21 protein-coding genes are annotated in these 26,333 nt (G+C 67.1%); 18 read left to right on the plus strand and 3 right to left on the minus strand.

Going from position 1 to position 26,333, the window contains the following annotated elements; genetic code table 11:
* The first annotated feature begins 59 nt into the window (after positions 1 to 59).
* From ACAM42_RS05660 to ACAM42_RS05675, 4 genes are all read left to right on the plus strand, one after another.
* Positions 60 to 2,240, plus strand: a complete 2,181-nt coding sequence (locus tag ACAM42_RS05660; protein ID WP_354347922.1) for a cytochrome c biogenesis protein ResB — start codon at positions 60 to 62, stop codon at positions 2,238 to 2,240.
* Entirely contained in the window at positions 2,237 to 3,556 is a 1,320-nt protein-coding gene (gene ccsB, locus ACAM42_RS05665) for a c-type cytochrome biogenesis protein CcsB (RefSeq protein ID WP_095743751.1), read from the plus strand. The genes ACAM42_RS05660 and ccsB overlap by 4 nt, the downstream gene beginning before the upstream one ends.
* A 116-nt stretch (positions 3,557 to 3,672) precedes the next feature.
* Positions 3,673 to 4,686, plus strand: a complete 1,014-nt coding sequence (gene msrP / locus ACAM42_RS05670) for a protein-methionine-sulfoxide reductase catalytic subunit MsrP (RefSeq protein WP_159274009.1) — start codon at positions 3,673 to 3,675, stop codon at positions 4,684 to 4,686.
* Between the two features lie 31 nt (positions 4,687 to 4,717).
* A complete protein-coding gene (locus tag ACAM42_RS05675) occupies positions 4,718 to 5,371 on the plus strand; it encodes a protein-methionine-sulfoxide reductase heme-binding subunit MsrQ (RefSeq protein WP_354347938.1) in 654 nt (217 codons plus the stop codon).
* A 7-nt stretch (positions 5,372 to 5,378) separates the two neighbouring features.
* Here the strand turns inward: ACAM42_RS05675 and lysA are convergent, their stop codons facing one another.
* Together lysA and ACAM42_RS05685 are read right to left on the minus strand one after the other, a co-directional pair.
* Complete coding sequence (gene lysA / locus ACAM42_RS05680) at positions 5,379 to 6,656, minus strand: diaminopimelate decarboxylase (RefSeq protein ID WP_369631361.1); 1,278 nt, start codon at positions 6,654 to 6,656, stop codon at positions 5,379 to 5,381.
* Positions 6,653 to 6,904 (minus strand): lipoprotein, encoded by a 252-nt coding sequence (locus ACAM42_RS05685; protein WP_062471782.1) that lies wholly within the window; start codon positions 6,902 to 6,904, stop codon positions 6,653 to 6,655. Before ACAM42_RS05685 ends, lysA begins: the two co-directional genes overlap by 4 nt.
* A gap of 12 nt (positions 6,905 to 6,916) precedes the next feature.
* Here ACAM42_RS05685 and cyaY point away from each other — a divergent pair, with 12 nt between their 5' ends.
* On the plus strand, positions 6,917 to 7,249 hold the full coding sequence (cyaY, locus tag ACAM42_RS05690) for an iron donor protein CyaY (RefSeq protein ID WP_062471779.1): 333 nt from the start codon (positions 6,917 to 6,919) through the stop codon (positions 7,247 to 7,249).
* A 24-nt stretch (positions 7,250 to 7,273) separates the two neighbouring features.
* On the opposite strand, the gene ACAM42_RS05695 is transcribed toward cyaY, so the two are convergent.
* The gene (locus tag ACAM42_RS05695) at positions 7,274 to 9,685 is read right to left on the minus strand and encodes a penicillin-binding protein 1A (RefSeq protein WP_354347920.1); all 2,412 of its coding nucleotides are present in this window, start codon (positions 9,683 to 9,685) and stop codon (positions 7,274 to 7,276) included.
* 251 nt (positions 9,686 to 9,936) lie between these two features.
* On the opposite strand from ACAM42_RS05695, the gene ACAM42_RS05700 reads away from it, so the two are divergent.
* The 13 genes from ACAM42_RS05700 (at position 9,937) to ACAM42_RS05760 (ending at position 26,301) form a co-directional block, all read left to right on the plus strand.
* Positions 9,937 to 11,016, plus strand: coding sequence for a pilus assembly protein PilM (locus ACAM42_RS05700; protein ID WP_062471776.1), 1,080 nt, complete (start codon positions 9,937 to 9,939; stop codon positions 11,014 to 11,016).
* The gene (locus tag ACAM42_RS05705; RefSeq protein ID WP_070059948.1) at positions 11,013 to 11,633 is read left to right on the plus strand and encodes a PilN domain-containing protein; all 621 of its coding nucleotides are present in this window, start codon (positions 11,013 to 11,015) and stop codon (positions 11,631 to 11,633) included. The genes ACAM42_RS05700 and ACAM42_RS05705 overlap by 4 nt, the downstream gene beginning before the upstream one ends.
* Before the next feature lie 6 nt (positions 11,634 to 11,639).
* Positions 11,640 to 12,320 (plus strand): type 4a pilus biogenesis protein PilO, encoded by a 681-nt coding sequence (locus ACAM42_RS05710; protein ID WP_070059947.1) that lies wholly within the window; start codon positions 11,640 to 11,642, stop codon positions 12,318 to 12,320.
* On the plus strand, positions 12,317 to 12,859 hold the full coding sequence (locus ACAM42_RS05715) for a pilus assembly protein PilP (protein ID WP_070059946.1): 543 nt from the start codon (positions 12,317 to 12,319) through the stop codon (positions 12,857 to 12,859). The genes ACAM42_RS05710 and ACAM42_RS05715 overlap by 4 nt, the downstream gene beginning before the upstream one ends.
* Positions 12,856 to 15,006: a type IV pilus secretin PilQ gene (gene pilQ / locus ACAM42_RS05720; protein ID WP_354347919.1), complete on the plus strand. Its 2,151-nt coding sequence runs from the start codon at positions 12,856 to 12,858 to the stop codon at positions 15,004 to 15,006. Before ACAM42_RS05715 ends, pilQ begins: the two co-directional genes overlap by 4 nt.
* Before the next feature lie 23 nt (positions 15,007 to 15,029).
* Positions 15,030 to 15,578, plus strand: coding sequence for a shikimate kinase (locus ACAM42_RS05725; protein WP_354347918.1), 549 nt, complete (start codon positions 15,030 to 15,032; stop codon positions 15,576 to 15,578).
* Between the two features lie 33 nt (positions 15,579 to 15,611).
* Positions 15,612 to 16,736, plus strand: a complete 1,125-nt coding sequence (gene aroB, locus ACAM42_RS05730) for a 3-dehydroquinate synthase (RefSeq protein WP_354347917.1) — start codon at positions 15,612 to 15,614, stop codon at positions 16,734 to 16,736.
* 28 nt (positions 16,737 to 16,764) lie between these two features.
* Positions 16,765 to 17,901 carry a deoxyguanosinetriphosphate triphosphohydrolase gene (locus tag ACAM42_RS05735; RefSeq protein ID WP_354347916.1) on the plus strand — a complete coding sequence of 379 codons (1,137 nt, stop codon included), beginning with the start codon at positions 16,765 to 16,767 and terminating at the stop codon, positions 17,899 to 17,901.
* Positions 17,898 to 19,178 carry a CynX/NimT family MFS transporter gene (locus ACAM42_RS05740; protein ID WP_369631362.1) on the plus strand — a complete coding sequence of 427 codons (1,281 nt, stop codon included), beginning with the start codon at positions 17,898 to 17,900 and terminating at the stop codon, positions 19,176 to 19,178. The genes ACAM42_RS05735 and ACAM42_RS05740 overlap by 4 nt, the downstream gene beginning before the upstream one ends.
* On the plus strand, positions 19,175 to 19,750 hold the full coding sequence (locus ACAM42_RS05745; RefSeq protein ID WP_354347914.1) for a DUF1415 domain-containing protein: 576 nt from the start codon (positions 19,175 to 19,177) through the stop codon (positions 19,748 to 19,750). Before ACAM42_RS05740 ends, ACAM42_RS05745 begins: the two co-directional genes overlap by 4 nt.
* Before the next feature lie 14 nt (positions 19,751 to 19,764).
* Positions 19,765 to 20,646: an SAM-dependent methyltransferase gene (locus ACAM42_RS05750; RefSeq protein WP_159278667.1), complete on the plus strand. Its 882-nt coding sequence runs from the start codon at positions 19,765 to 19,767 to the stop codon at positions 20,644 to 20,646.
* 29 nt (positions 20,647 to 20,675) lie between these two features.
* Positions 20,676 to 21,377, plus strand: coding sequence for a transposase (locus ACAM42_RS05755; RefSeq protein WP_354347913.1), 702 nt, complete (start codon positions 20,676 to 20,678; stop codon positions 21,375 to 21,377).
* Positions 21,378 to 21,555: 178 nt separating this feature from the next.
* A complete protein-coding gene (locus ACAM42_RS05760) occupies positions 21,556 to 26,301 on the plus strand; it encodes a glutamate synthase-related protein (RefSeq protein ID WP_307695401.1) in 4,746 nt (1,581 codons plus the stop codon).
* Positions 26,302 to 26,333: the final 32 nt, after the last annotated feature.

Consider the following 26,333-nt stretch of genomic DNA (forward strand, 5'->3'; position numbering starts at 1 on the left):
GCCGATCCAGGAGGATGGCCCGCCCTTTTGTTTTTTTCTCCTTTCCTGGTTCCCTTCCGATGACCGTTTCCACCCATGGCCTTCGCGTGCATCGCGGCCCGCAGCTGCTTCGCGCTGCGGTGGAACTGCTGTCGTCGATGCGCTTCGCGATCGCGCTGCTGACGGTCATCTGCATCGCCTCGATCATCGGCACCGTGCTCAAGCAGCATGAGCCGATCAACAACTACATCAACCAGTTCGGGCCTTTCTGGGCCGAGCTGTTCCGCACGGCGCGGCTCGACTCGGTCTACAGCGCCTGGTGGTTTCTGCTGATCCTGCTGTTCCTGGTGATCAGCACGTCGCTGTGCGTCGCGCGCAACACGCCGCGCATCCTGATCGACCTGCGCACCTTCAAGGAAGACATCCGCGCGCAGAGCCTCAAGGCCTTCGGCCAGCGCGCCGAGAACCGCCTGGCGGAAACGCCCGACATGGCGGCCAACCGCATCGGCCAGCTGCTGGTGAGCGGCGGCTGGAAGGTCAAGCTGCAGCAGCGCAGCGCCAGCGCCGACGGCAAGGCCGCGGCGGGCTGGATGGTGGCTGCGCGCGCCGGCGGCGCGCACAAGCTGGGCTACATCGCGGCGCACAGCGCCATCGTGCTGGTGTGCATCGGCGGCCTGCTCGACGGCGACCTGGTGGTGCGCGCCCAGACCTGGTTCAACGGCAAGAGCGTGTTCACGGGCGGCGGCATGATCGCCGACGTGGCGCCCGAACACCGACTGTCGACCGCCAACCCGACCTTCCGCGGCAACATCCTCGTGCCCGAGGGCGGGCGGGGCAACGTGGCCATCCTGAACCAGGCCGACGGCGTGCTGCTGCAGGAGCTGCCGTTCACCATCGAACTGAAGAAGTTCATCGTCGACTACTACTCGACCGGCATGCCCAAGCTGTTCGCCAGCGAGGTGGTGCTGCACGACCGCGAGAGCGGCGAGCAGGTGCCCGCCCGCATCGAGGTGAACCACCCGGCCAGCTACAAGGGCGTGGAGATCTACCAGTCGAGCTTCGACGACGGCGGCTCCACGGTGAAGCTCAAGGCGGTGCCGATGGCGGCCGCGGCCAAGCCCTTCGAGGTCGAGGGCATCATCGGCGGCCCGAGCACCGAGATCACCAACGGCAAGGACAAGCTCACGCTCGAGTACGCCGCGCTGCGCGTGATCAACGTGGAGAACTTCGCCGACGGCGGTGCGATGGGCAGCGGCGCCGACGTGCGCAAGGTCGACCTGCGCCACGGCATCGAGTCGCGCCTGGGCGCAGCCAACAAGACGAACAAGCCCAAGGTGCTGCGCAACATCGGCCCGAGCATCGGCTACAAGCTGCGCGACGCGGCCGGCCAGGCACGCGAGTACCAGAACTACATGGTGCCGGTCGACGCCGGCGACGGCCAGCCGGTGTTCCTGCTCGGCATGCGCGAGAAGCCCGAGGAGCCGTTCCGCTACCTGCGCGTGCCGGCCGACGAACAGGGCTCGATGGACGGCTTCGTGCGCATGCGCACCGCGCTGGGCGACCCCGCCACGCGCGAGCGCGCCATCCAGCGCTACATCGCCAAGGCGACCGACCCCAAGCGCCCCGAAATGGCCGAGCAGTTGCGCGTGTCGGCCGCCCGTGCGCTGGCGCTGTTCTCGGGCGCCGAGCGCGCCAAGGCCGACGCCGCGTCGCAGGGCGGCTGGCAGGCGATTGCCGAATTCATGGAGGCCAACGTGCCCGAGGCCGAGCGCGAACGCGCCGGCACGGTGCTGGTGCGCATCCTCAACGACGTGCTGTTCGAGGTGCTCAACCTGAGCCGCGAAGGCGCCGGCCTGACCGCGCTGCCGAACGACGAGAAATCGCAGGGCTACCTCACGCAGGCCGTGCTGGCCCTGAGCGACGCGCACTTCTACCCGGCGCCCGTCGCGATGATGATGACCGACTTCACCCAGGTGCAGGCCAGCGTGTTCCAGGTGGCGCGCGCCCCTGGCAAGAACATCGTCTATCTGGGGTGTCTGTTGCTGATCGTCGGTATTTTTGCCATGCTGTACGTGCGCGAGCGCCGCCTGTGGATGTGGCTGACACCCGGCGGCGGCGCCTCTGGAGACAACGACGGCCGCGAAACGGTCGCCACGATGGCGTTCTCGGTCAACCGCAAGACCCTGGACAGCGATCGCGAATTCGAGCACCTGAAGCACAGGTTGCTCGCCCTGAAGAAAGAAGAACCGGCGTCACCATGAACACCACGACCCTCACGCTCCACGAAAGCTGGCTCTCCCGCCGCAACCTGTTCGACTGGGTGTTCGCGGCGCTGGTGCTGGCCGGCGGCGCGTTCGCCTTCATGCGCCACGCCGGCTCGATGGACAGCTACGAAAAGCCGATCCTGGTGGCCGCGCTGATTTCGGTCATCGGCATCTGCTGGTTCTGGCGCCCGCTGCGGGTGCTGACGCTGGTGGTGGCCGCGGCCTCGCTGCTGGCCATCAGCTCCTACCAGGGCGACCTGGCGCGCGCCGATTCGGTGTTCTGGCTCAAGTATTTCCTGTCGAGCCAGTCGGCCATCCTCTGGATGAGCGTGCTGTTCTTCATGAGCACGCTGTTCTACTGGATCGGCTTCGCCGCCGGCAAGCAGCAGGCCGACACCTTCGACCTGATCGGCTCCCGGCTGGCCTGGGCGGCCGTGACCATGGCGCTGATCGGCACCATGGTGCGCTGGTACGAAAGCCACCAGCTCGGCCCGGACATCGGCCACATCCCGGTGAGCAACCTGTACGAAGTGTTCGTGCTGTTCTGCTGGCTGACGGCCGCGTTCTACCTGTACTTCGAAGAGCGCTACAACACGCGCGCACTGGGCGCCTTCGTGATGCTGGTGGTCAGCGCGGCGGTCGGCTTCCTGCTCTGGTACACGATCGTGCGCGAAGCGCATGAAATCCAGCCGCTGGTGCCTGCGCTGCAGAGCTGGTGGATGAAGCTGCACGTGCCCGCCAACTTCATCGGCTACGGCACCTTCGCGCTCGCGGCCATGGTGGCCTTCGCCTACCTCATCAAGGAGCAGGCGAGCGAGACCCGCTGGTACAAGCTCACGCCGATCTGGCTCCTGGGCGTGGCGCTGTGCTTCGTGCCCGTGGCCTTCCGCCAGCGCGTGCAGGAAGCCGGCGGCAGCTACTGGGTGATCTACGCGGGCATCTCGGCGCTGATCGCGGCGGGCATCCTGCTGGGGCGCAAGCGCATCGCGGCGCGCCTGCCGGCCAACGAGGTGCTCGACGACGTCATGTACAAGTCGATCACCGTCGGCTTCGCCTTCTTCACCATCGCGACCGTGCTCGGCGCCCTGTGGGCGGCCGACGCCTGGGGCGGTTACTGGAGCTGGGACCCGAAGGAAACCTGGGCGCTGATCGTCTGGCTCAACTACGCGGCCTGGCTGCACATGCGCCTCGTGAAGGGTCTGCGCGGCACCGTGGCGGCCTGGTGGGCGCTGGCCGGCCTGGCCGTGACCACCTTCGCCTTCCTGGGCGTGAACATGTTCCTGAGCGGGCTGCACAGCTACGGCACGCTGTAAGCGCAGGCCTGGCGCCTTTTGCGAAGAATTGAAACCACGCGCCGCCATGGCGCGTAACCAAACCGGGGCATGTCACGAACTACCCTGAGCACAACGATTCACGCGAAAGGCCTGCCATGTCGTTCCCTTCCCGTTCGCACCGTCGCGACACCCACGGTTTCAACCATCCGCTGTCGAGCGAGATCACGCCGCGCGCCGCCTACGAAGGCCGGCGCGACCTGCTCAAGCTGATGGCCGGCGGTGCCGCGGGTGCGGCGCTCGCCACCTTCGCCGGGCGCGAGGCCTTCGCCCAGGCGACCGGCCCGCACAAGCTGGCCCTGCTGCCGGGCGCCAAGTCGGCCGTGCCGGGCGCGCAGACCATGGAAAAGCTCACCGACTACAAGGACGCGAGCAGCTACAACAATTACTACGAGTTCGGCGTCGACAAGGGCGATCCGGTGAAGAACGCCGGCACCCTCAAGACGCGGCCGTGGACTGTGGAGGTTGAGGGGCTGGTCAAGAAGCCGGGCAAGTACGGCATCGAAGACCTGCTCAAGCTCAGTGCGCAGGAAGAGCGCATCTACCGCCTGCGCTGCGTCGAGGGCTGGTCGATGGTGATCCCGTGGGTCGGCTACTCGCTCGCCGAGCTCATCAAGAAGGTCGAGCCGCAGGGCAACGCCAAGTTCGTCGAGTTCGTGACGCTGGCCGATCCGAAGACCATGCCCTTCGTCGGCTCGCGCGTGCTCGACTGGCCCTACACCGAAGGCCTGCGCATGGACGAGGCGATGCATCCGCTCACGCTGCTGGCCTTCGGCATGTACGGCGAGGTGCTGCCCAACCAGAACGGCGCGCCGGTGCGGCTCGTGGTGCCATGGAAGTACGGCTTTAAGTCGGCCAAGTCGATCGTCAAGATCCGCTTCGTCGAGAAGGAGCCGAGCACGGCCTGGAACAAGGCGGCGGCGCAGGAGTACGGCTTCTATTCGAACGTGAACCCGACCGTCGACCACCCGCGCTGGAGCCAGGCGACCGAGCGCCGCATCGGCGACGGCGGCGGCCTGTTCGCGAAGCGGCGCAAGACCGAGATGTTCAACGGCTACGAGGCGCAGGTCGGCCAGCTCTACGCCGGCATGGACCTGAAGAAGAACTACTGAGCGGGCGCGCCCGCCCGGTCGTTGCGCCATGCTGAACAAGCTGCTCATGCACCCGGCAACCAAGCCGGTCGTCTTCCTGCTGGGCCTGCTGCCGTTCGCGCGGCTGGCTTTCGGCGCCTTCACCGATGGGCTGGGCGCGAACCCGGCCGAGTTCCTGATCCGCGCGACGGGCGACTGGACCTTGCGCTTCATCTGCATCGTGCTGGCGGTGACGCCGCTGCGCGTGATCACCGGGCTCAACGCGCTGGCGCGGCTGCGCCGCATGCTGGGCCTGTTCGCGTACTTCTACGTGGTGCTGCACCTGCTGTGCTACAGCTGGTTCGACATGGGCTTCGAGTGGGGTGAGATCGCCAAGGACATCGCCAAGCGGCCGTTCATCCTGGTGGGCTTCTCGGCCTTCGTGCTGCTGACGCCGCTGGCGGCCACGTCATTCAACCGCGCGATCAAGGCGATGGGCGCCAAGCGCTGGCAGCTGCTGCACAAGCTGGTCTATGTGATCGCGGGGCTCGGGCTGCTGCACTTCTTCTGGATGCGGGCGGGCAAGAACAACTTCGCCGAGGTGTTCGTCTATGCCGCGATCATCGGCGTGCTGCTGGCGTGGCGCGTCTGGAATTTCGCGCGCAAGCGCCAGGCCAGGCCCGCAGTGGCCGTGCGCGGCAGCGAAAAGCCGCTGCGCACCGGCTGAGACCGGATCAGCCGTCGATCTCGGCGCGCAGCTGGTCTTCCATCGTCTCGCGGCGGCGGATCAGCTTGGCGCTGGCGCCGCTCACCAGCACCTCGGCGGCACGGCCTCGCGTGTTGTAGTTGCTGGCCATGCTCATGCAGTACGCACCGGCCGACAGCACGGCCAGCAGGTCGCCGGCCACCACGTTGAGTGCGCGATCGCGGCCGATCCAGTCGCCGCTTTCGCAGACCGGGCCCACCACGTCGTAGGTCGGGGCGTCGCCGGCGCGCTCGCGCAGCGGCACGATCTTCTGGAAGGCCTGGTACATCGCGGGGCGTGGCAGGTCGTTCATGGCCGCGTCGACGATGCAGAAGTTCTTGTCCTCGCCGGGCTTCGTGTAGAGCACCTCGGTCACGCAGACGCCGGCATTGCCGACCAGCGAGCGGCCGGGTTCGATCACCAGCTTGCGCTGGCCGAAGCCGCGCGCGTCGAGCTTGGCGAGCAGCTGCTGCCACAGCGCATCGGCCTTGGGCGGCACTTCGCCGTTGTAGTCGATGCCCAGGCCGCCGCCGAAGTCCAGGTGATGGATCGGTACGCCGGCCGCCTCGATGGCTTCCACCAGGTCGAGCACGCGGTCGCAGGCGTCCAGGTAGGGCGAGGCTTCGGTGATCTGCGAGCCGATGTGGCAGTCGATGCCGACCACCTCGAGGCCCGGCAGTCGGGCGGCGTGCTGGTAGGCCTGAACCGCACGGTCGTGCGCGATGCCGAACTTGTTGCCCTTGAGGCCCGTGGAAATGTACGGGTGCGTCTTCGGGTCGACGTTCGGATTGATGCGGATGCTGATCGGTGCGCGCACCTTCTCGGCCAGCGCCACCTCGTTGAGCACGTCGAGCTCGGCCTCGCTCTCGACGTTGAAGCAGGCGATGCCGGCCGCCAGGGCCTGGCGCATCTCGGCGCGCGTCTTGCCGACGCCCGAGAAGATGATCTTCTTCGGATCGGCGCCCACGGCCAGCACGCGCGACAGCTCGCCGCCCGAGACGATGTCGAAGCCGCAGCCGGCTTCGGCGAACACGCGCAGCACGCCGAGCGAGGAGTTGGCCTTCATCGCGTAGCAGATGAGCGCCTCGCGGCCCTCGAAGCCGCGCTGGTAGGCGGCCAGGGCGTCGAGCATCCATTGCTTCGAATAGACGAACAGCGGCGTGCCGTGCGTGCGCGCCAGCGCGTCGAGCGCGACGCCCTCGACGTGCAGGGCGCCGTCGTGGTGGGCGATGTGGGGGTGGCCGGGCAGGGGGGTGTTCGTCGTCATTTCTGGGGGGAGGCGGGGGCGCTGCTGGCTGCGGCGGGCTTGGGGGCCGCTTCGTTGTCGGAGGCTTTGGAGCCGCCGGGGGTGAGCAATTGGGGCAAGGTGGCGCGCTGGGCGGCCGCCGGATCGGTCGGCAGATAGAGCGCGCCGCGCTGTCCGCACGCCGCAAGGCCGGCCGCGCTGGCGGCAAGGCAGACCATGAGCGCGGTGCGGGCGCGAGCGCTCACTAGAATTTGGCGAACATTCAACATGCTGAAATTGTAATGACCGACACCGAGTACATGGACCGCGCCGAGGCGGCGCTTGCTGCCATCGAGCAGGGCTGCGACCGCATCAACGACGCGACCGACGCCGACATCGACAACCAGCGGGTCGGCGGGATGATCACGATGTCGTTTCGCAACGGCAGCCAGCTGATCGTGAACCTGCAGAAGCCGCTGCAGGAAATCTGGCTGGCGGCACGCTCCGGCGGCTACCACTACCGGCACGACGGCCGGGTGTGGGTGGACACCAAGACCGGGGAAGAATTCTTCGGCAACCTGTCGCGCGAGGCGACCCTGCAGGCGGGGCAGCCGCTGGTGTTCGCGGCGGCCTGAGCCGCCGCTTTCCCGCTTTCTTGATCAGTTCCTGAACAGGTCGAGGATGCGGTTGCGCTCCTCGGGCGGCGCAGGCGCGCTGATCGCCGGGCCGCTCAGGGCTTCGGCCGGTGCCACCGGCGCGGAAGATTCCACGCCCAGGCTCGACACGCCGCGGCCCGGCGCGTAGTCGTCGTAGTACCACTCGCCGCCGACGCTCACGATGCCCGAAGGCGGCGTGGTCGACAGGTCGGTCACGGGCACGCCCTTGAGGGCGGTTTCCATGTAGTTGATCCAGATCGGCAGGCTCAGGCCGCCGCCTGTTTCGCGGTCGCCCAGGTTGCGCGGCGTGTCGTAGCCGATCCACGAGATCGCCGTCATGGTGGGCTGGAAGCCCGCGAACCAGGCGTCGAGCGAGTCGTTGGTGGTGCCGGTCTTGCCGTAGAGGTCGGGGCGCTTGAGCATCGCCTGCGCCTTCGCGGCCGTGCCGGCGCGCGTGATGGACTGCAGCAGCGTGTCCATGATGAAGGCGTTGCGCTGCGGGATGGCGCGCGAGGCTTCATTCAGCAGCGGCGGCTGGACGTCGACCAGCACGCGGTCCTTGTGGTCGGTGACGCGTGTCACGAGGTACGGGTTCACGCGGTAGCCGCCGTTGGCGAACACCGAGTAGCCCACCGCCATTTGCATCGGCGTGACGGCACCGGCACCGAGCGCCATCGGCAGGTAGGCGGGGTGCTTGTCCTTGTCGAAGCCGAAGTTGGTGATCCAGTCTTGCGCATAGCGCGTGCCGATGGACTGCAGGATGCGGATCGACACGAGGTTGCGCGACTTCATCAGCGCGGTGCGCATCGACATCGGGCCGTCGAAGCCGCCGCCGTAGTTCTTGGGCTCCCAGGGCTGGCCGCCGGTGGTGCCGGCATCGAAGAACAGCGGGCCGTCGTTGATGACCGTGGCGGGAGTGAAGCCCTTTTCGAGCGCCGCCGAGTAGATGAAGGGCTTGAAGCTCGAGCCCGGCTGGCGCCACGCCTGCGTGACGTGGTTGAACTTGTTCTTGCCGAAGTCGAAACCGCCGACCAGCGCCTTGATGGCGCCGTCGCGCGGGTCCATGGCCACGAACGCGCCTTCCACCTCGGGCAGCTGGGTGATTTCCCAGGTGTTCTTGGGCGTCTTGGCGACGCGGATCACGGCGCCGCGGCGGATCTTGATGTTGGGCGGTGCCTTGTCCGACAGGCCGGACTGCGCGGGCTTGAGGCCCTCGCCTGTGATCTGCACGGCGTCGCCATTGGCGCGGATGGCCTGGATTTCCTTGGGCGTGGCCTTGAGCACCACGGCCGCCATCACATCGCCGTTGTCGGGGTGGTCGTTCAGCACGTCGTCCACCGCCTCGTCGAGCTCCTTGGGGTCGTTCGGCAGGTCGATGAACTTCTCAGGGCCGCGATACACCTGACGGCGCTCGTAATCCATGATGCCCTTGCGCAGCGCCTTGTAGGCCGCAGCCTGGTCGGCGGCGACCAGCGAGGTGTAGACCTTGAGGCCGCGCGTGTAGGTGCTGTCGCCGTACTGGGCGTACATCAGCTGGCGCACGGTTTCGGCCACGTACTCGGCGTGCAGGCGGTTCGGGTCGGCGGCGTCGCGCAGATGCAGCTCTTCCTTCTTGGCCTCGGCCGCCTGCTCGGCAGTGATGAAGCCGGCCTCCTGCATGCGGTCGATCACGTAGAACTGGCGTCCACGCGCGCGCTGCGGGTTGTTGACCGGGTTGTTGGCGCCGGGCGCCTTCGGCAGGCCGGCCAGCATGGCGGCCTGGGCGATCGTCATCTCGGACAGCGGCTTGCCGAAATAGGCTTCGGAAGCAGCGGCGAAGCCGTAGGCGCGGTTGCCCAGGTAGATCTGGTTCAGGTAGATCTCGAAGATCTGGTCCTTCGTGAGCAGGTGCTCCAGCTTGAAGGTCAGCAGCACTTCGTAGATCTTGCGGGTCAGCGTCTTCTCGGAGCTCAGGTAGACGTTGCGGGCCACCTGCATCGTGATGGTGGAGGCGCCCTGGCTCTTCACGCGGTTCAGGTTGGCGAGGCCGGCGCGGACTAGCCCCTTGTAGTCGACGCCGCCGTGGTCATAGAAGCGGGCGTCTTCGGCGGCCAGGACGGCGTCCTTCACGACCTTGGGGATCGCGGCGATGGGGGTGAGGTTGCGTCGCTCCTCCCCGAACTCGCCGATCTGCGTGCCTTCGGCGGAGAACACGCGCAGCGGCAGCTTGGGTCGGTAGTCGGAGAGTTCCGAGATGTCCGGCAGGTTGGGATAGGCCACTGCCAGGGCCACGGCCACCACGCACAGGATGGAAAGCAGGCCCGCCGCAGCGATGCCCGCCCCCCAGAACACGAAACGCAACAGCCATTTCAGCCAGAAGGGGCGTTCGGGTGGAGGAGTCTTGGCGCGCCCTTTCGGGCTGGAAGTTTCTTGCATGGGGGCCCGGAGAGTCACCGGACATTATAAAAAGCCGCCCCCTCGGCGCCTCCGGATCTTTGTTACCTCGCGCATTCCCTCTCCAGGGGCTAAGCAGAAAGTTACAGAATGCGGCTTTGACGTCACGTTTTGACAACGGTTGTCGGTTCCGGGCTTTCTGCACGCTTGGTGGGCGCTGTGCCTGCTGCTAGCATGCAACCGAACGCATATTTTTCCATTGGTTACAAATAACAGGGGGAGAGGGACCTAACTTGGCTGCTCTTGGATCATTGTTTCGTCGTCAGAACGCCCCCCTGCTGGGACTGGACGTCAGTTCGTCCAGCGTGAAGCTGGTGGAGCTCGGCCGTGAGGCCAGCGGCAAGCTGGTTCTGGAGCGCTGCGCCATCGAACCGCTCGAACGCGGCTGGATCACCGACGGCAACGTCGAGAAATTCGACGAAGTCGCCGAAGCCGTGCGCCGCGTCGTGCGCAAGAGCGGCACCAAGACCCGCAACGTGGCACTGGCGCTGCCGCCCTCGGCGGTCATCACCAAGAAGATCATTCTCCCGGGCGGCATGAGCGAGCAGGAGCTCGAGATCCAGGTCGAATCCGAAGCCAACCAGTACATCCCGTTCTCGCTCGATGAAGTGAGCCTCGACTTCTGCGTGACAGGACCGAGCACGACCTCCGTCGGCGACGTGGAAGTGCTGATCGCCGCCTCCCGCAAGGAGAAGGTGCAGGACCGCGAAGGCCTGGCGGAAGCCGCGGGCCTGAAGGCCATGATTCTCGACGTCGAGTCGTATGCCTCGCGCCTCGCAACCGCACGCCTGATCGAGCAACTGCCGGGCAAGGGCGTGGACGCCATCGTGGCGCTGTTCGAAGTCGGTGCCTTCACGACCAGCATGCAGGTGCTGCGCAACCAGGAAGTGCTGTACGACCGCGACCAGGCCTTCGGCGGCGCTCAATTGAGCCAGCTGATCGTGCGCCAGTACGGTTTTTCCGCTGAGGAAGCCGAAGCCAAGAAGCGCAGCGGCGACTTGCCCGACGACTACGGTTCGGGCGTGCTCAAGCCCTTCGTCGAAAGCATCGCGCAGGAAATCGCGCGGGCGCTGCAGTTCTTCTTCACCAGCACGCCGCACAACCGCGTCGATTACGTGCTGCTGGCCGGCGGCTCGTCGTCGCTGCCGGGGCTGACTAATGCCGTGACCCGCCAGACCTCTTTTGCCTGCTCGCTCGTGAATCCGTTCGACGGCATGGACTTCGGCCCCAGCATTCGCGAGAAGAAGGTCCGCCGTGAAGCGCCTTCCTATCTGACCTCCTGCGGCCTGGCCATGCGGAGGTTCCTGCAGTGATCCTGATCAATCTGCTTCCGCACCGCGAAGCCGCGCGCAAGCGCCGCCGCGAGGCTTTCTACGGCACCCTGGGTGGTGCCGCGCTGCTGGGCGCCCTGATCGCCGGCCTCGGTTACCTGTGGTTCGAGGCCCAGATTTCGGCTCAGCAATCGAAGAACGGTTTCCTTCAGGCCGAGATCAAGAAGCTCGAAGTCGAGATCAAGGAAATCTCGACACTGCAGGAGGAAATCGCAGCCTTGCGCGCGCGCCAGCTGGCCGTGGAAGACCTGCAAGGCGACCGCAATCTGCCCGTGCACCTGCTCAACGAACTCGTCCGGCAACTGCCCGACGGCGTCTACCTCACCAGCATGAAGCAGGAGAACCAGACCGTGACCCTGCAAGGCATGGCGCAGTCGAACGAGCGCGTGTCGGAACTGCTGCGCAACCTCGGCAACAACAGCCCCTGGCTGGTGAAGCCCGAGCTGGTCGAAATCACCTCGGCCAACGTGAACCTGAGCCAGCGCGACCAGCGCCGCGTGGCGAACTTCACGATGCGCATCGGCCTCAAGCGGCCCACCGACGCCCAGAAGGCGGAGGCCGAGAAGGCCCTGGCCGCCAAGGCGCAGGCGAAGGGGTAATCGATCATGGCCATCAGCAACCGATCCCTCCCCAAAGTCGACGTCGCCACCGCATTGCGCAACTTCGGCGACCAGTTCCGCGGACTGAATCCGAACGATCCTTCCATGTGGCCGGCGGTGCCGCGCTACGCGCTGTGCCTGGCCGTGTCCGCGCTGGTGTTGGCGGGCCTGTGGTTTGTCTGGCTCACGAACTCCAACGACGAGCTCGAAGCCGAGCGCGCCAAGGAAGTCACGCTCCGGACCGACTACCAGAAGAAAGTGGCGCAAGCCGCCAACCTCGACCTGCTGAAGAAGCAGCGTGAGCAGGTCCAGCAGTACGTGATCCTTCTCGAGAAGCAACTGCCCAGCAAGGCGGAAATGGACGCGCTTCTCTCGGACATCAACCAGGCCGGCCTCGGCCGCAGCCTGCAGTTCGAACTGTTCCGTCCGGGCCAGGTGTCGGTCAAGGATTACTACGCAGAGCTGCCGATCGCCGTGCGCGTCACGGGCCGCTACCACGACATGGGCGCCTTCGCGGCCGACGTGGCCAGCCTGTCACGCATCGTGACGCTCAACAACGTGACCGTCACACCGCAGAAGGACAAGGACGTGCTGACGATGGACGCCACCGCGCGCACCTACCGCTACCTCGACGAAGACGAGCGGGCCGCACAGAAACGCGCCACGGCGCCGAAGGCGAAGAAATGAAGCCGGTCGCCAAAGTCCTGTGGCTGGCACTGGCCACGTTGGGCCTGAGCGCCTGCGGCGATTCCGACCAGGAAGACCTGCAGCGCTGGATGGTCGAGCAGCGCGCCCAGATCAAGCCCTCGGTGCCGCCGATCTCCGAACCCAAGAAGTTCACGCCGCAGGCCTACACCGAAGCGTCGTCGTTCGAGCCCTTCAACATGCTGAAGCTGACCCAGGCGCTGCGCCGGGAGTCGAACCAGCCGAGCACCTCCGAGCTGATCGCACCGGAGCTGGCGCGCCGCAAGGAAGCCCTCGAGGCGTTCCCGCTCGACACGATGGCGATGGTCGGCAGCATGAACCGCAACGGCCAACCGGTGGCGCTCGTGCGTGTGGACAAGCTGCTCTACAAGGTGCGCGTCGGCGAATACCTGGGGCTCAACTACGGGCGCATCACCCGTATCAACGAAACCGAAGTCGCCCTGCGCGAGATCGTGCAGGACGCCGCGGGCGAATGGATCGAACGCGTAGCCACGCTGCAGTTGCAAGAGAGTGCGAAATGAACCATAAAAAATCAACGATGGCACAGTGGCTGCGCGCCGCCGGGCTGGGTCTGCTGGCTTTCGGTGCCCTGGCCGTCGCCCATGCGCAAAACGCGATCGAGTCGGTGACGAGCTCGACCCAGTCGGGCGCGGAAGTGATCCGCATCGACCTGGCGCAGCCGCTCACCGCCGTGCCCGCCGGGTTCTCGGTGCAGACGCCGGCGCGCATCGCGCTGGACTTCCCGGGTGTGACGAACGCCATCGGGCGTTCGGCCATCGAGGTGAACCAGGGCAACCTGCGCTCGGTCAACGTGGTGCAGGCCGGTGACCGCAGCCGCGTCGTGCTGAACCTGAAGCAGGCCACGGCGTACAAGGCCGAGATCCAGGGCAAGTCGCTGCTGGTGGTGCTCGAGCCGGTGGCTGGCACGGCGCTCGCCGCTTCCGCGGCGACCACTTTCGCCGAGAACCGCAATCGCGACACGCTGCCGCTGCGCGATGTCGATTTCCGCCTGGGCGCTGATAACACCGGTCGCGTGCTGGTCGACCTGCCGAACAACCAGGTCGGCGTCGACGTGAAGCAGCAAGGCAAGAGCTTGGTGGTGGAGTTCACCAAGTCGACGCTGCCCGAAGGCCTGCGCCGCCGCCTCGACGTGGCCGACTTCGGCACGCCGGTGCAGCTGATCACTTCGCAGCAGTCGGGCGACCGCGTGCGCATGACGATCGATGCCAAGGGCGACTGGGAGCACAGCGCCTACCAGAGCGAAAACCAGTTCGTGGTGGAAGTCCGTGCGCGCAAGGTCGATCCGAGCAAGCTCACGCAGGGTGTCGGTTACAACGGCGAGAAGCTGTCGCTCAACTTCCAGAACATCGAGATCCGCTCGCTGCTGCAGGTGATCGCCGACTTCACGAATTTCAACATCGTGACCTCCGATTCGGTCAGCGGCGCACTGACGTTGCGGCTGAAGGACGTGCCCTGGGACCAGGCGCTCGACATCATCATGCAGGCGAAGAACCTGGGCATGCGCAAGAACGGCAGCGTGCTGTGGATCGCGCCCAAGGACGAGATCAACGCCAAGGAAAAGCTCGAATTCGAAGCCAAGGCGGCGATCGAGAACCTGGAGCCGCTGCGTACGCAGTCGTTCCAGCTGAACTACACGAAGGCCATTGCCATTGCGCAGGGCCTGACGGGAACGGGCGCCTCTGCTGGTGGCGGCGGCGGTGGTGGCAGCGGTACTGCCACGCGTATCCTGAGCCCCCGCGGCAGCGTGATCGCCGAATCGCGGACGAATCAGCTGTTCGTTTCCGACATTCCTTCGCGCCTGGCGCAGGTCACCGACCTGATCCAGAAGCTGGACATTCCCGTCCGCCAGGTGCTGATCGAAGCGCGCATCGTGGAAGCCTCGGACACCTTCGGCAAGTCGCTCGGCGTGCGGATGGGTGGCGGTATCTCCCGCGAACGCGTCGCGTCGGCCAATGGCAATCCGGCCTACGGCACCTTTGGCGTCATGCCTGCCACCACCAACGCCGGCGGCGTCGGCGGCGCAGCAGCCACCTGGACCAACTCCAACTTCATCAACCTGCCCGCCGGCGACGCTGGCGGCACCGGCAACGCCGCAGGCACCTTCGCGATCTCGCTGTTCAACTCGAGCTTGTCGCGCATGCTGAACCTCGAAATCTCGGCCCTCGAAGCCGATGGCAAGGGCAAGCTGGTCTCCAGCCCCCGCGTCATCACGGCCGACCAGACCAAGGCGCTGATCGAGCAGGGCGAGGAAATTCCCTACCAGCAGGCCACTTCCAGCGGCGCGACCTCGATCTCGTTTCGCAAGGCGGTGCTCAAGCTCGAAGTCACGCCGCAGATCACGCCCGAGGGCAACATCATCCTCACGCTCGACGTCAGCAAGGACGCCCGCGGCGTCAACACCTCGGCGGGCCCGGCCATCAACACCAAGCACGTGCAGACCGAGGTGCTGGTCGAGAACGGCGGCACGGTCGTCATCGGTGGTATCTTCGAGCTCACCGAAACCAATGACGAATCGCGCGTGCCGGTGCTGGGTGAAATCCCCTACATGGGGGCATTGTTCCGCAAGCGCGAACGCGTTGCCAACAAGACCGAAATGCTCGTCTTTATCACCCCGAAGATGATTACCGACCGCAACGCCGCGCGCTGACGCGCGGGCGTAGCAGCCACCGCGTGGCGGTCGCACTTGTCGGGTTGCCCGGCGCCGGAAAGTCCGCAGTGGGCCGGCGCCTGGGTGCTCGGCTGAACACTCCCTTCATCGACACCGATCACGTGATCGAGCAGCGCATCGGCTGCACGATCCGTGACTTCTTCGACCGCGAGGGCGAAGCCGCCTTTCGCGACATCGAGCAGGCGGTCATCGCCGACCTGGCCGCCCACCCCCACGGCGTGCTGGCGACCGGCGGCGGCGCCGTGCTGCGCGAGGCCAACCGCCAGGAGCTGCGCGACCATTTCCACGTCATCTACCTGCGTTCCTCGCCCGAAGACCTGTTCCGGCGCCTGCGCCACGACGTCAAGCGCCCGCTCCTGCAGGTGGCCGACCCGCTCGGCAGGCTGCGCGAGTTGCACGATGCACGCGACCCGTTCTACCGGGAAACGGCCCATGACGTGGTCGACACCGGCCGGCCGTCGATCGCGGTGCTGGTCAACCTCATCGTGATGCAGCTCGAGCTGGCCGGGGTGGTCGAACCCGGCGCCCATCCGGAAGAGCCCTCGGACTGACCCCGGCAGGCCCGAGCGCCTAAACTCGCGGCCATGTCCCTGTCTGTTTCGCCCGCACTTTCCGCCCCGCCAAAGCCCGAACGCGTCGAGATCCAGCTCGGCGAGCGCAGCTACCCGATCCTGATCGGCGGCGGCCTGCTGGAAGACCCCGCTAGCTTCGGCGTCGTTCCCGCTGCCGCCAGCGCGCTGATCGTCAGCAACACCACCGTGGCGCCGCTCTACGCTCGGGCCCTGCAAACCGTGCTGGCCGGCCGCTTCCGCACGGTCCATCTACTTGAACTGCCCGACGGCGAGGCGTACAAGAACCTCGAAACCCTCAACCTCATCTTCGACGCCCTGCTGGGCCACGGCAGCGACCGCAAGACGGTGCTGTTCGCGCTCGGCGGCGGGGTGGTGGGCGACATGACCGGCTTCGCGGCCGCCAGCTACATGCGCGGCGTGCCTTTCGTGCAGGTACCGACCACGCTGCTGGCGCAGGTCGATTCCTCGGTGGGGGGCAAGACGGCCATCAACCACCCGCTGGGCAAGAACATGATCGGCGCCTTCTACCAGCCGCAGCTCGTGCTGTGCGACCTGGACACGCTGCAGACGCTGCCCCCGCGCGAGCTCAGCGCCGGCCTGGCCGAAGTCATCAAGTACGGCCCGATCTACGACATGGCCTTCTTTGACTGGATCGAAGCGAACATCGAAGCGCTGGTGGCGCGCGACCCGGCCGCGCTGGCCCATGCCGTGAAGCGCAGCTGCGAGATCAAGGCGCTGGTGGTCGGTCAGGACGAGCGCGAGACCGGCCTGCGCGCCATCCTCAACTTCGGCCACACCTTCGGCCATGCCATCGAGTCGGGGCTGGGCTACGGCGAGTGGCTGCACGGCGAGGCCGTCGGCTGCGGCATGGTCATGGCGGCGCAGCTGTCGCAGCGCCTCGGTGGCGTCGACGCGGCCTTCGTCGCGCGGCTGACCCGCCTGATCGAGCGCGCCGGCCTGCCCACCGTGGGACCGGCGCTGGGTGCCGAGCGCTACCTGGAGCTGATGCGCGTCGACAAGAAATCGGAAGCCGGTGAAATCCGCTTCGTGGTGATTGACCGGCCCGGCTCCGCCGTCGTGCGCAGCGCGCCCGACGCGATGGTGCGCGACGTGCTCGCGCAGTGCTGCGTGGCATGAGCGCAGCGGGACACGCGGAGATCCGGCCGTGAGCCTTGCGGCGTACGCCTGCCACCCCGCGCGTTCGCGCGGACGGCGCCACGCGGAGCCGCCCGCGCCCACGCGCGACGCCTTCCAGCGCGACCGCGACCGCATCGTGCATTCCACCGCCTTCCGCCGGCTGGTCTACAAGACCCAGGTGTTCCTGAACCACGAGGGCGACCTGTTCCGCACGCGGCTCACGCATTCGCTCGAAGTCGCGCAGCTGGGTCGTTCCATTGCGCGCGCGCTGCGGCTCAACGAAGACCTGGTCGAGGCGATCGCGCTGGCCCACGACCTGGGCCACACGCCCTTCGGCCACGCCGGCCAGGACGCGCTCAATGCCTGCATGGCCGAACACGGCGGCTTCGAGCACAACCTGCAGAGCCTGCGCGTGGTCGATGCGCTGGAGCACCGCTACCCGCAGTACGACGGCCTGAACCTCAGCTTCGAGACCCGCGAAGGCATCCTCAAGCATTGCTCGCGCGCTAACGCCGAACGCATTGAAGCCGCCGAGCCGCAGGGCGTGGCGCGCCGCTTTCTCGACCGCACGCAGCCGGGGCTGGAGGCGCAGTTGTGCAACCTGGCCGACGCCATCGCCTACAACGCGCACGACATCGACGACGGCGTGCGCTCGGGCCTGATCAGCGTCGAGCAGCTGGCCGATGTGGAGCTGTTCGAACGCTACCGCCGCGAAGCGCTGGTCGAGCATCCGCACCTGCAGGGCCAGGGCCGGCGCGTGCTCTATGAAACCATCCGCCGCATGCTCAGCGCGCAGGTCTACGACGTGATCGACACGACGCGCGCGGCCATCGAGGCGCTGGCGCCCGCCGATGCCGACGCCGTGCGCCAGGCGCCACCGCTGGTGGCCTTCAGCGGCGTCATGCAGGCGCAGTCGGAGGCGCTCAAGCAGTTCCTGTTCCGCAACCTCTACCGCCACCCGCAGGTCACGCAGACCACCGACCAGGCGAGCGAGGTCGTGCGCGGGCTGTTCGACGCCTACCTGGCGCGCGGCACCGAGATGCCCGCCTCGTACGCCGAGCGCCGCGACCGGCACCGCGCTGTGGCCGACTACATCGCCGGCATGACCGACCGCTTCGCCATGCGCGAGCACGAGCGGCTGACCGGCCGCCGGGGCATCGCATGACGGCGGCCGTGCGCTCGAGCAGTGCGTCGACCCGCGTGCCGGCCGCGGCTTTCGCCGTCGTGCTGGGCGGCGTCAGCGCCGCGCTGCACCTGGGCAAGCTGCCGCCCGCCGTGCCGGCGCTGCAGGCGTCGCTGGGCATCGACCTGGTCGAAGCGGGCTTCCTGCTCTCGCTGGTCCAGGTCGCGAGCATGACGCTCGGCTTGCTGGCCGGGCTCGCCGCAGACTCCATCGGGCTGCGTCGCAGCATGCTGGTCGGGCTGGCGGTGCTGACAGCGGCCAGCCTGCTCGGAGGCGCCGTCGGTGCCGGCCTGCTGGGCGGGTCGCATGCGGTGCTGTGGCTGTTCGTGCTGCGCGCGGCCGAAGGCATCGGCTTCCTGATGGCGGTGATGCCCGGCCCGGGTCTCATCCGCGCACTCACACCGGCGGGCGCCGACAAGGCTGCGCTGGGCCTGTGGGGCGCCTACATGCCGCTCGGCGTGGCGCTGGCGCTGCTCATCGGTCCGGCCCTGATCGGTTGGGGCGGATGGGCCGACTGGTGGTGGACGCTGTCGCTGGTGTCGGCGGGGGCGGCACTCTGGGTGTGGCTGGCGGTGCCGCGCGACCGGCCCCGCACGGCCGGCGCGAGCCTGCAGCCCGCGTCGTCCGGTTGGGCGTCGCGGCTGCGCGAGACGGTCGGCGCGCGTGCGCCGTGGCTGGTCGCGCTGACATTCGCCGTGTACTCGTCGCAGTGGATGGCTGTGATCGGTTTTCTTCCTGCCATCTACGCCGACGCGAAGGTGCCGGCCGCCTGGAGCGCGGTGCTGACTGCGCTGGCCGCGGCGATGAACATCGTCGGCAACCTCATGGGTGGCCGCTGGCTGCAGCGCGGCGTGGCGCCCGAGCGGCTGTTGCAATGGGGTTTCCTGACCATGGCGCTGGGCGGTGTCGCCGCCTTCGCGCAGGTGGGGCAGGGCGCCGACGCGCTGGGCCTGTCGCCCGCGCTGCGCTATGCCGCGATCTGTGCCTTTTCGCTCGGCGGCGGCATGGTGCCAGCCACGCTGTTCCTGTTGGGCGTGCGGCTGGCGCCGGGGCCGAGCACCGTCTCGACCACCGTCGGCCTGATGCAGCAGGCGTCGTCGCTCGGCCAGTTCCTGGCGCCGCCGGCGGTGGCCTGGCTGGCGCACCGCGTCGGTGGCTGGCACTGGACCTGGACGGCGACGCTGGCCTGCTCGCTCGCCGGCATGGCGGTCGCTGCGCGCCTCGGGCGCATCCGCCGACTGACGGAGGCCACGGCATGAGCGACCCGACGGTCATCGACGCCGCGCAAGCCGAAGCCGACACCCGGCGCTGGCTCGAACGCGCCGTGATCGGCCTCAACCTGTGCCCCTTCGCCAAGGCGGTGCATGTGAAGGGCCAGATCCACTACCTCACCTACCTCGACACCCACGAAGGCCGTCTCATCGACGCGCTGCTGGCCGAAGCCCGCGCGCTCGTGGCGCTCGATGCCGAGGTGCGCGACACCACCTTGCTGATCGTCCCCCACGCGCTGGCGGACTTTCTCGACTTCAACGATTTCACCGAGCGCGCCGAGCGCAAGCTCGCCCGCGCGGGCTTCGACGGCGTGCTTCAGCTCGCCAGCTTCCATCCGCATTTCCAGTTCGCCGGCACCGAGGCCGACGACATCACCAACGCCACCAACCGCGCGCCGTACCCCACGCTGCACCTGCTGCGCGAAGACAGCGTGGACCGCGCGGTCGAGGCTTTTCCCGAGGCCGAGGCGATCTTCGAGCGCAACATCGAGACGCTCGAAGCCTTGGGCCCCGACGGCTGGACCGCGCTCGATGTCGGCCCGGGAAGCGCCACGCCATGAACAACAAGAACACCATGCCCCGTCCCGCGAAAGCCCACCCCACCAACAAGGCTGCGAAGGCCGAGGCCGAGCTGGCCGAAGTCCTGCGGCCGGGCCAGTCCGTTGAGCTGCTCAAGGAGCTGCACATCCTCACGCGCGAAGGCCGGCTCAACCAGGACTCGCGGCGCAAGCTCAAGCAGGTCTACCACCTGTTCCAGTTCATCGAGCAGTTGTTGCGCGAGCTGCCGGGCGAGGGCGCCGAGGCCACGCTGGCCGACCACGGGGCGGGCAAGTCGTACCTCGGCTTCATCATCTACGACCTGTTCTTCCGCGCGCGGCAGGGCGGACATGTCTACGGCATCGAGACGCGCAGCGAGTTGGTCGAGCGCTCTCGTGCGCTGGCGCAGCAGCTGGGCTTCGGGCGCATGTCCTTCCTGAACCTCACCGTGGCCGAGTCGGCGCAGGCGAGCGAACTGCCGGCGCAGATCGACGTGGTCACCGCGCTGCACGCCTGCGACACCGCCACCGACGACGCCATCGCCTTCGGCCTGGCCAAGAAGGCGCGCTGCATGGTGCTTGTGCCCTGCTGTCAGGCCGAAGTGGCGGCCTGCCTGCGCGAGACGAAGGCGCTGGCCCTGTCGCGCACGCCGCTGGCCGAGCTGTGGCGCCATCCGCTGCACACGCGCGAGATCGGCAGCCAGCTCACGAACGTGCTGCGCTGCCTGTACCTGGAAGCCAACGGCTACAGCGTGACGGTCACCGAGCTGGTCGGCTGGGAGCACAGCATGAAGAACGAGCTGATCCTGGCGCGCTACACCGGCCAGCGCAAGGCGAGTGCGGCGACGCGGCTGCGCGAGCTGCTGGCGCAGTTCGGGCTCGACACGCTGGGCGACACGCGCTTCCGCCTCGCCGACTGAGTGCCCGGACGGCGTCGTCCATCGTCCCCATGGCCCGTCTTCCCCGTCTCACGCTGGCCGGCATGCCGCACCACGTGATCCAGCGCGGCAACAACCGCCAGCCGATCTTCGTCGACCGTGCCGACCACGAGAAGCTGCTCGGCCTGCTGGCCGAGAACGCCGTGCGCTTCGGCATCGCGCTGCATGCCTACGTGCTGATGGACAACCATTTCCACCTGCTGGCCACGCCCGACAGTGCCACGGGCCTGCCGCAGTTCATGCAGTCGGTCGGGCGCAGCTACGTGCGCTACTTCAACGACCGCCATGGCCGTAGCGGCACCTTGTGGGAAGGGCGCTACAGATCGACCCTGATCCAGACCGAGCGCTACCTGCTGACCTGCATGGCCTACATCGACCTGAACCCGGTGCGCGCCGGCATGGTCGCCGAGGCGCGCGACTTCCCGTGGTCCAGCCACGGCCACTACGCCGGCCTGCGGCAAGACCGCCTGCTGACGCCGCATCCGCTGTACTGGGAGCTCGGCAACACGCCCTTCGCGCGGGAGGCGGCGTATGCCGAACTGGTGCGTGGCGGGGTTCGCGCGGCCGATCAGCAGGCCCTGACCGAGGCCACCCTGCGCGGCTGGGCGGCCGGCGACGACGGTTTTCTGGACGCGTTGCAGAAGTCCACCGAGCGCCGCGTGATCAAGGCCAAGGCCGGCCGACCGCCTGCGCCGGCCAAAGATCCGGACTGAAAGCGGCCGAAAGCCGCACCCTTGTTGGGCGTCGTGCTGCTGTTTTTAATATGTCCCCAATTTAATTCTGACAAGAAAACTCAAGATTTAATAGGAATCTGACCCCCATTAAAGTGTTTGGCATTCTTTGTGCATCGCAATATGCTCCCTTTCCCTGCGAAAACTGAAGGAGCGCGCCATGACGACGGCTGCCGAGATTCAACACCTCCAAGAACACGGTCTGTATTCCGGTGCCGATGAGCACGACGCCTGCGGCGTCGGCTTCGTCGCCCACATCAAGGGCGAGAAGAGCCACGCCATCGTGCTGCAGGGCCTGAAGATCCTCGAGAACCTCGACCACCGCGGCGCCGTCGGCGCCGACAAGCTGATGGGCGACGGCGCGGGCATCCTGATCCAGCTGCCCGACCTGCTGTACCGCGAAGAAATGGCCAAGCAGGGCGTCACGCTGCCCCCGCCTGGCGAATACGGCGTCGGCATGATCTTCCTGCCCAAGGAACACGCCTCGCGCGAAGCCTGCGAACAAGAGATGGAACGCGCCATCAAGGCCGAAGGTCAGGTGCTGCTGGGTTGGCGCGACGTGCCGGTCAACCGCGACATGCCCATGTCGCCCACCGTGCGCGAAAAAGAACCGCTGCTGCGTCAGATCTTCATCGGCCGCGGCAACGACGTGATCGTGCAGGACGCGCTGGAGCGCAAGCTGTACGTGATCCGCAAGACTGCCAGCGCCAACATCCAGCGCCTGAAGCTCAAGCACAGCAAGGAATACTACGTTCCGAGCATGTCCAGCCGCACCGTGGTCTACAAGGGCCTGCTGCTGGCCGACCAGGTCGGTACCTACTACCTCGACCTGCAGGACAAGCGTTGCGTCTCGGCCCTCGGCCTCGTGCACCAGCGCTTCTCGACCAACACCTTCCCCGAGTGGCCGCTGGCCCACCCGTACCGCTACGTCGCGCACAACGGCGAAATCAACACGGTCAAGGGCAACTACAACTGGATGAAGGCGCGCGAAGGCGTCATGTCGTCGCCCGTGCTCGGCGCCGACCTGCAGAAGCTCTACCCGATCAGCTTCGCCGGCCAGTCCGACACCGCCACCTTCGACAACTGCCTCGAGCTCTTGACGATGGCCGGCTACCCCATCAGCCAGGCCGTGATGATGATGATTCCCGAGCCCTGGGAACAGCACGCCACCATGGACACGCGCCGTCGCGCGTTCTATGAGTACCACGCCGCCATGCTCGAGCCGTGGGACGGCCCGGCCTCCATCGTGTTCACCGACGGTCGCCAGATCGGCGCCACACTCGACCGCAACGGCCTGCGCCCCTCGCGCTACTGCGTGACCGACGACGACCTGGTCATCATGGCCTCCGAGTCGGGCGTGCTGCCCGTGCCCGAGCAGAAGATCGTGCGCAAGTGGCGCCTGCAGCCCGGCAAGATGTTCCTCATCGACCTGGAGCAGGGCCGCATGATCGACGACGAGGAGGTCAAGGCCACCCTCGCCAACAGCAAGCCCTACAAGCAGTGGATCGAGAATCTGCGCATCAAGCTCGACAGCGTCAAGGCCGAGCCGGCCGCGATTCCCGTGAGCCAGGTCGCGCTGCTCGACCGCCAGCAGGCCTTCGGCTACACCCAGGAAGACATCAAGTTCCTGATGAGCCCGATGGCGCAGGCCGGCGAAGAAGGCATCGGCTCCATGGGCAACGACAGCCCGCTGGCCGTGCTCTCCAGCAAGAACAAGCCGCTGTACAACTACTTCAAGCAGCTGTTCGCGCAGGTGACCAACCCGCCGATCGACCCGATCCGCGAAGCGATCGTGATGTCGCTCGTGTCCTTCATCGGCCCCAAGCCGAACCTGCTGGACATCAACCAGGTCAACCCGCCAATGCGGCTCGAAGTGAGCCAGCCCATTCTCGACTTCGCCGACATGGCGAAGCTGCGCGACATCGGCCGCTACACGCAAGGCAAGTTCAAGAGCTACGTGCTGGACATCACTTACCCACTGGGCTGGGGTGATGAAGGCGTCGAAGCCAAGCTGGCCTCGCTGTGCGCCGAAGCGGTCGATGCCATCAAGGGCGGCCACAACATCCTGATCGTGAGTGACCGCGGCGTGGGCCCGACGCAAGTCGCGATCCCCGCGGTGCTGGCCCTCTCGGCCGTGCACCAGTACCTCGTGCGCGAAGGTTTGCGCACCACCGCCGGCCTCGTGGTCGAGACCGGTTCGGCGCGCGAAGTGCATCACTTCGGCGTGCTCGCCGGCTACGGTGCCGAAGCCGTGCACCCGTACCTCGCGATGGAAACGCTGGCGGCCATGCACGCCGACCTGCCGGGCGACCTGAGCGCCGACAAGGCGGTCTACAACTACGTCAAGGCCATCGGCAAGGGCCTGTCGAAGATCATGTCGAAGATGGGTGTCAGCACCTACATGAGCTACTGCGGCGCCCAGCTGTTCGAAGCCATCGGCCTGAACACCGAGACGGTGAACAAGTACTTCACCGGCACCGCCAGCCGCGTGGAAGGCATCGGCGTCTTCGAGATCGCCGAAGAAGCCATCCGCATGCACAAGGCCGCCTTCGGCGACGACCCCGTGCTCGCCCACATGCTGGACGCCGGCGGCGAATACGCCTGGCGCACCCGCGGCGAAGAGCACATGTGGACGCCCGACGCCATCGCCAAGCTGCAGCACAGCACGCGCTCCAACAACTGGAACACGTACAAGGAATACGCGCAGCTCATCAACGACCAGAACCGCCGCCATCTCACGCTGCGCGGCCTGTTCGAGTTCAAGATCGATCCGGCCAAGGCCATTCCGGTGGACGAGGTCGAAGCGGCTGCCGAAATCGTCAAGCGCTTCGCCACCGGCGCGATGTCGCTGGGCTCGATCAGCACCGAGGCGCACGCCACGCTCGCCATTGCCATGAACCGCATCGGCGGCAAGAGCAACACGGGCGAAGGCGGTGAAGACCCGGCGCGCTACCGCAACGAACTGAAGGGCATCCCGATCAAGCAGGGCGACACGCTCAAGAGCGTGATCGGCGCGGCCAACGTCGAGGTCGACCTGCCGCTGAACGACGGCGACTCGCTGCGTTCGCGCATCAAGCAGGTGGCTTCGGGCCGCTTCGGCGTCACCGCCGAGTACCTGCACTCGGCCGACCAGATCCAGATCAAGATGGCGCAAGGTGCCAAGCCGGGCGAGGGCGGTCAGCTGCCCGGCGGCAAGGTCACCGAGTACATCGGCAAGCAGCGCTATGCCGTGCCGGGCGTGGGCCTCATCTCGCCGCCGCCGCACCACGACATCTACTCGATCGAAGACCTGGCCCAGCTCATTCACGACCTGAAGAACACCGCGCCGCACGCCAGCATCAGCGTGAAGCTGGTGAGCGAAATCGGCGTCGGCACCATCGCTGCAGGCGTGGCCAAGTGCAAGAGCGACCACGTCGTGATCGCCGGCCATGACGGCGGCACGGGCGCTTCGCCTTGGTCGTCGATCAAGCATGCGGGCAGTCCGTGGGAAATCGGCCTGGCCGAAACGCAGCAGACGCTGGTGCTCAACCGCCTGCGCAGCCGCATCCGCGTGCAGGCCGACGGCCAGATGAAGACCGGCCGCGACGTCGCCATCGGCGCGTTGCTGGGCGCCGACGAATTCGGCTTCGCCACCGCGCCGCTGGTGGTCGAGGGCTGCATCATGATGCGCAAGTGCCACCTGAACACCTGCCCGGTGGGCGTGGCCACGCAAGACCCGGTGCTGCGCAAGAAGTTCTCGGGCAAGCCTGAGCACGTCGTCAACTACTTCTTCTTCGTTGCAGAAGAAGTGCGCCAGATCATGGCCCAGTTGGGCATCCGCAAGTTCGACGACCTGATCGGCCGCGCCGACCTGCTCGACATGCGCAAGGGCATCGAGCACTGGAAGGCCTCGGGCCTCGATTTCAGCCGCCTGTTCGCGCTGCCGATCGTGCCGGCCGACGTGCCGCGTTTCCATGTCGAGAACCAGGACCACGGCCTCGAGCGCGCGCTGGACGTGAAGCTCATCGAGAAGTCGCGTCCCGCCATCGACAAGGGCGAGAAGGTGCAGTTCATCGAGGTGGCGCGCAACGTCAACCGCTCGGTGGGCGCCATGCTTTCGGGCGCGCTGACCAAGGTGCACCCGCAAGGCCTGCCCGACGACTCGATCCGCATCCAGCTCGAAGGCACGGGCGGCCAGTCGTTCGGCGCCTTCCTGGCACGCGGCATCACGCTGTACCTGATCGGCGACGCCAACGACTACACCGGCAAGGGCCTCTCGGGCGGTCGCGTGGTGGTGCGCCCCAGCCTAGACTTTCGCGGTGAAGCCGCGCGCAACACCATCGTCGGCAACACCGCGCTGTACGGCGCGACCACCGGCGAGGCCTACCTGTGCGGCGTGGCTGGCGAGCGCTTCGCGGTGCGCCTGTCGGGCGCCACGGCGGTCATCGAAGGCACGGGCGACCACGGTTGCGAGTACATGACCGGCGGCACGGTGGCCGTGCTCGGGAAGACGGGTCGCAACTTCGCGGCCGGCATGAGCGGCGGCGTCGCCTTCGTCTACGACGAAGATGGCCAGTTCGCCTCGCGCTGCAACCTCTCGATGGTGTCGCTCGACAAGGTGCTCACCTCGGCCGAGCAGACCGCCAGCGTGCATCGCAAGATCTGGCACGGCGGCGAGACCGACGAAGCGCAGCTCAAGAAGCTGCTCGAAGAGCATCACCGCTGGACCGGCAGCAAGCGCGCGCGCGAGCTGCTCGACAACTGGGCCGAGTCGCGCACCAAGTTCGTCAAGGTGTTCCCGAACGAGTACAAGCGCGCCCTGGCCGAGCTGCACGACCGCCAGGTCGAGCTGGCCAGCAGCGGCAACAACGCCCACGTGGGCCTCGAGCCGCACGCACTGGCCGCGCCCGCCACGGCCGCCGTCTGAGCGCGCCATAGATACGAAGAACAGAGGAAAGC

Source organism: Variovorax sp. V35, from assembly GCF_041154465.1.
Classification (GTDB): domain Bacteria; phylum Pseudomonadota; class Gammaproteobacteria; order Burkholderiales; family Burkholderiaceae_C; genus Variovorax; species Variovorax boronicumulans.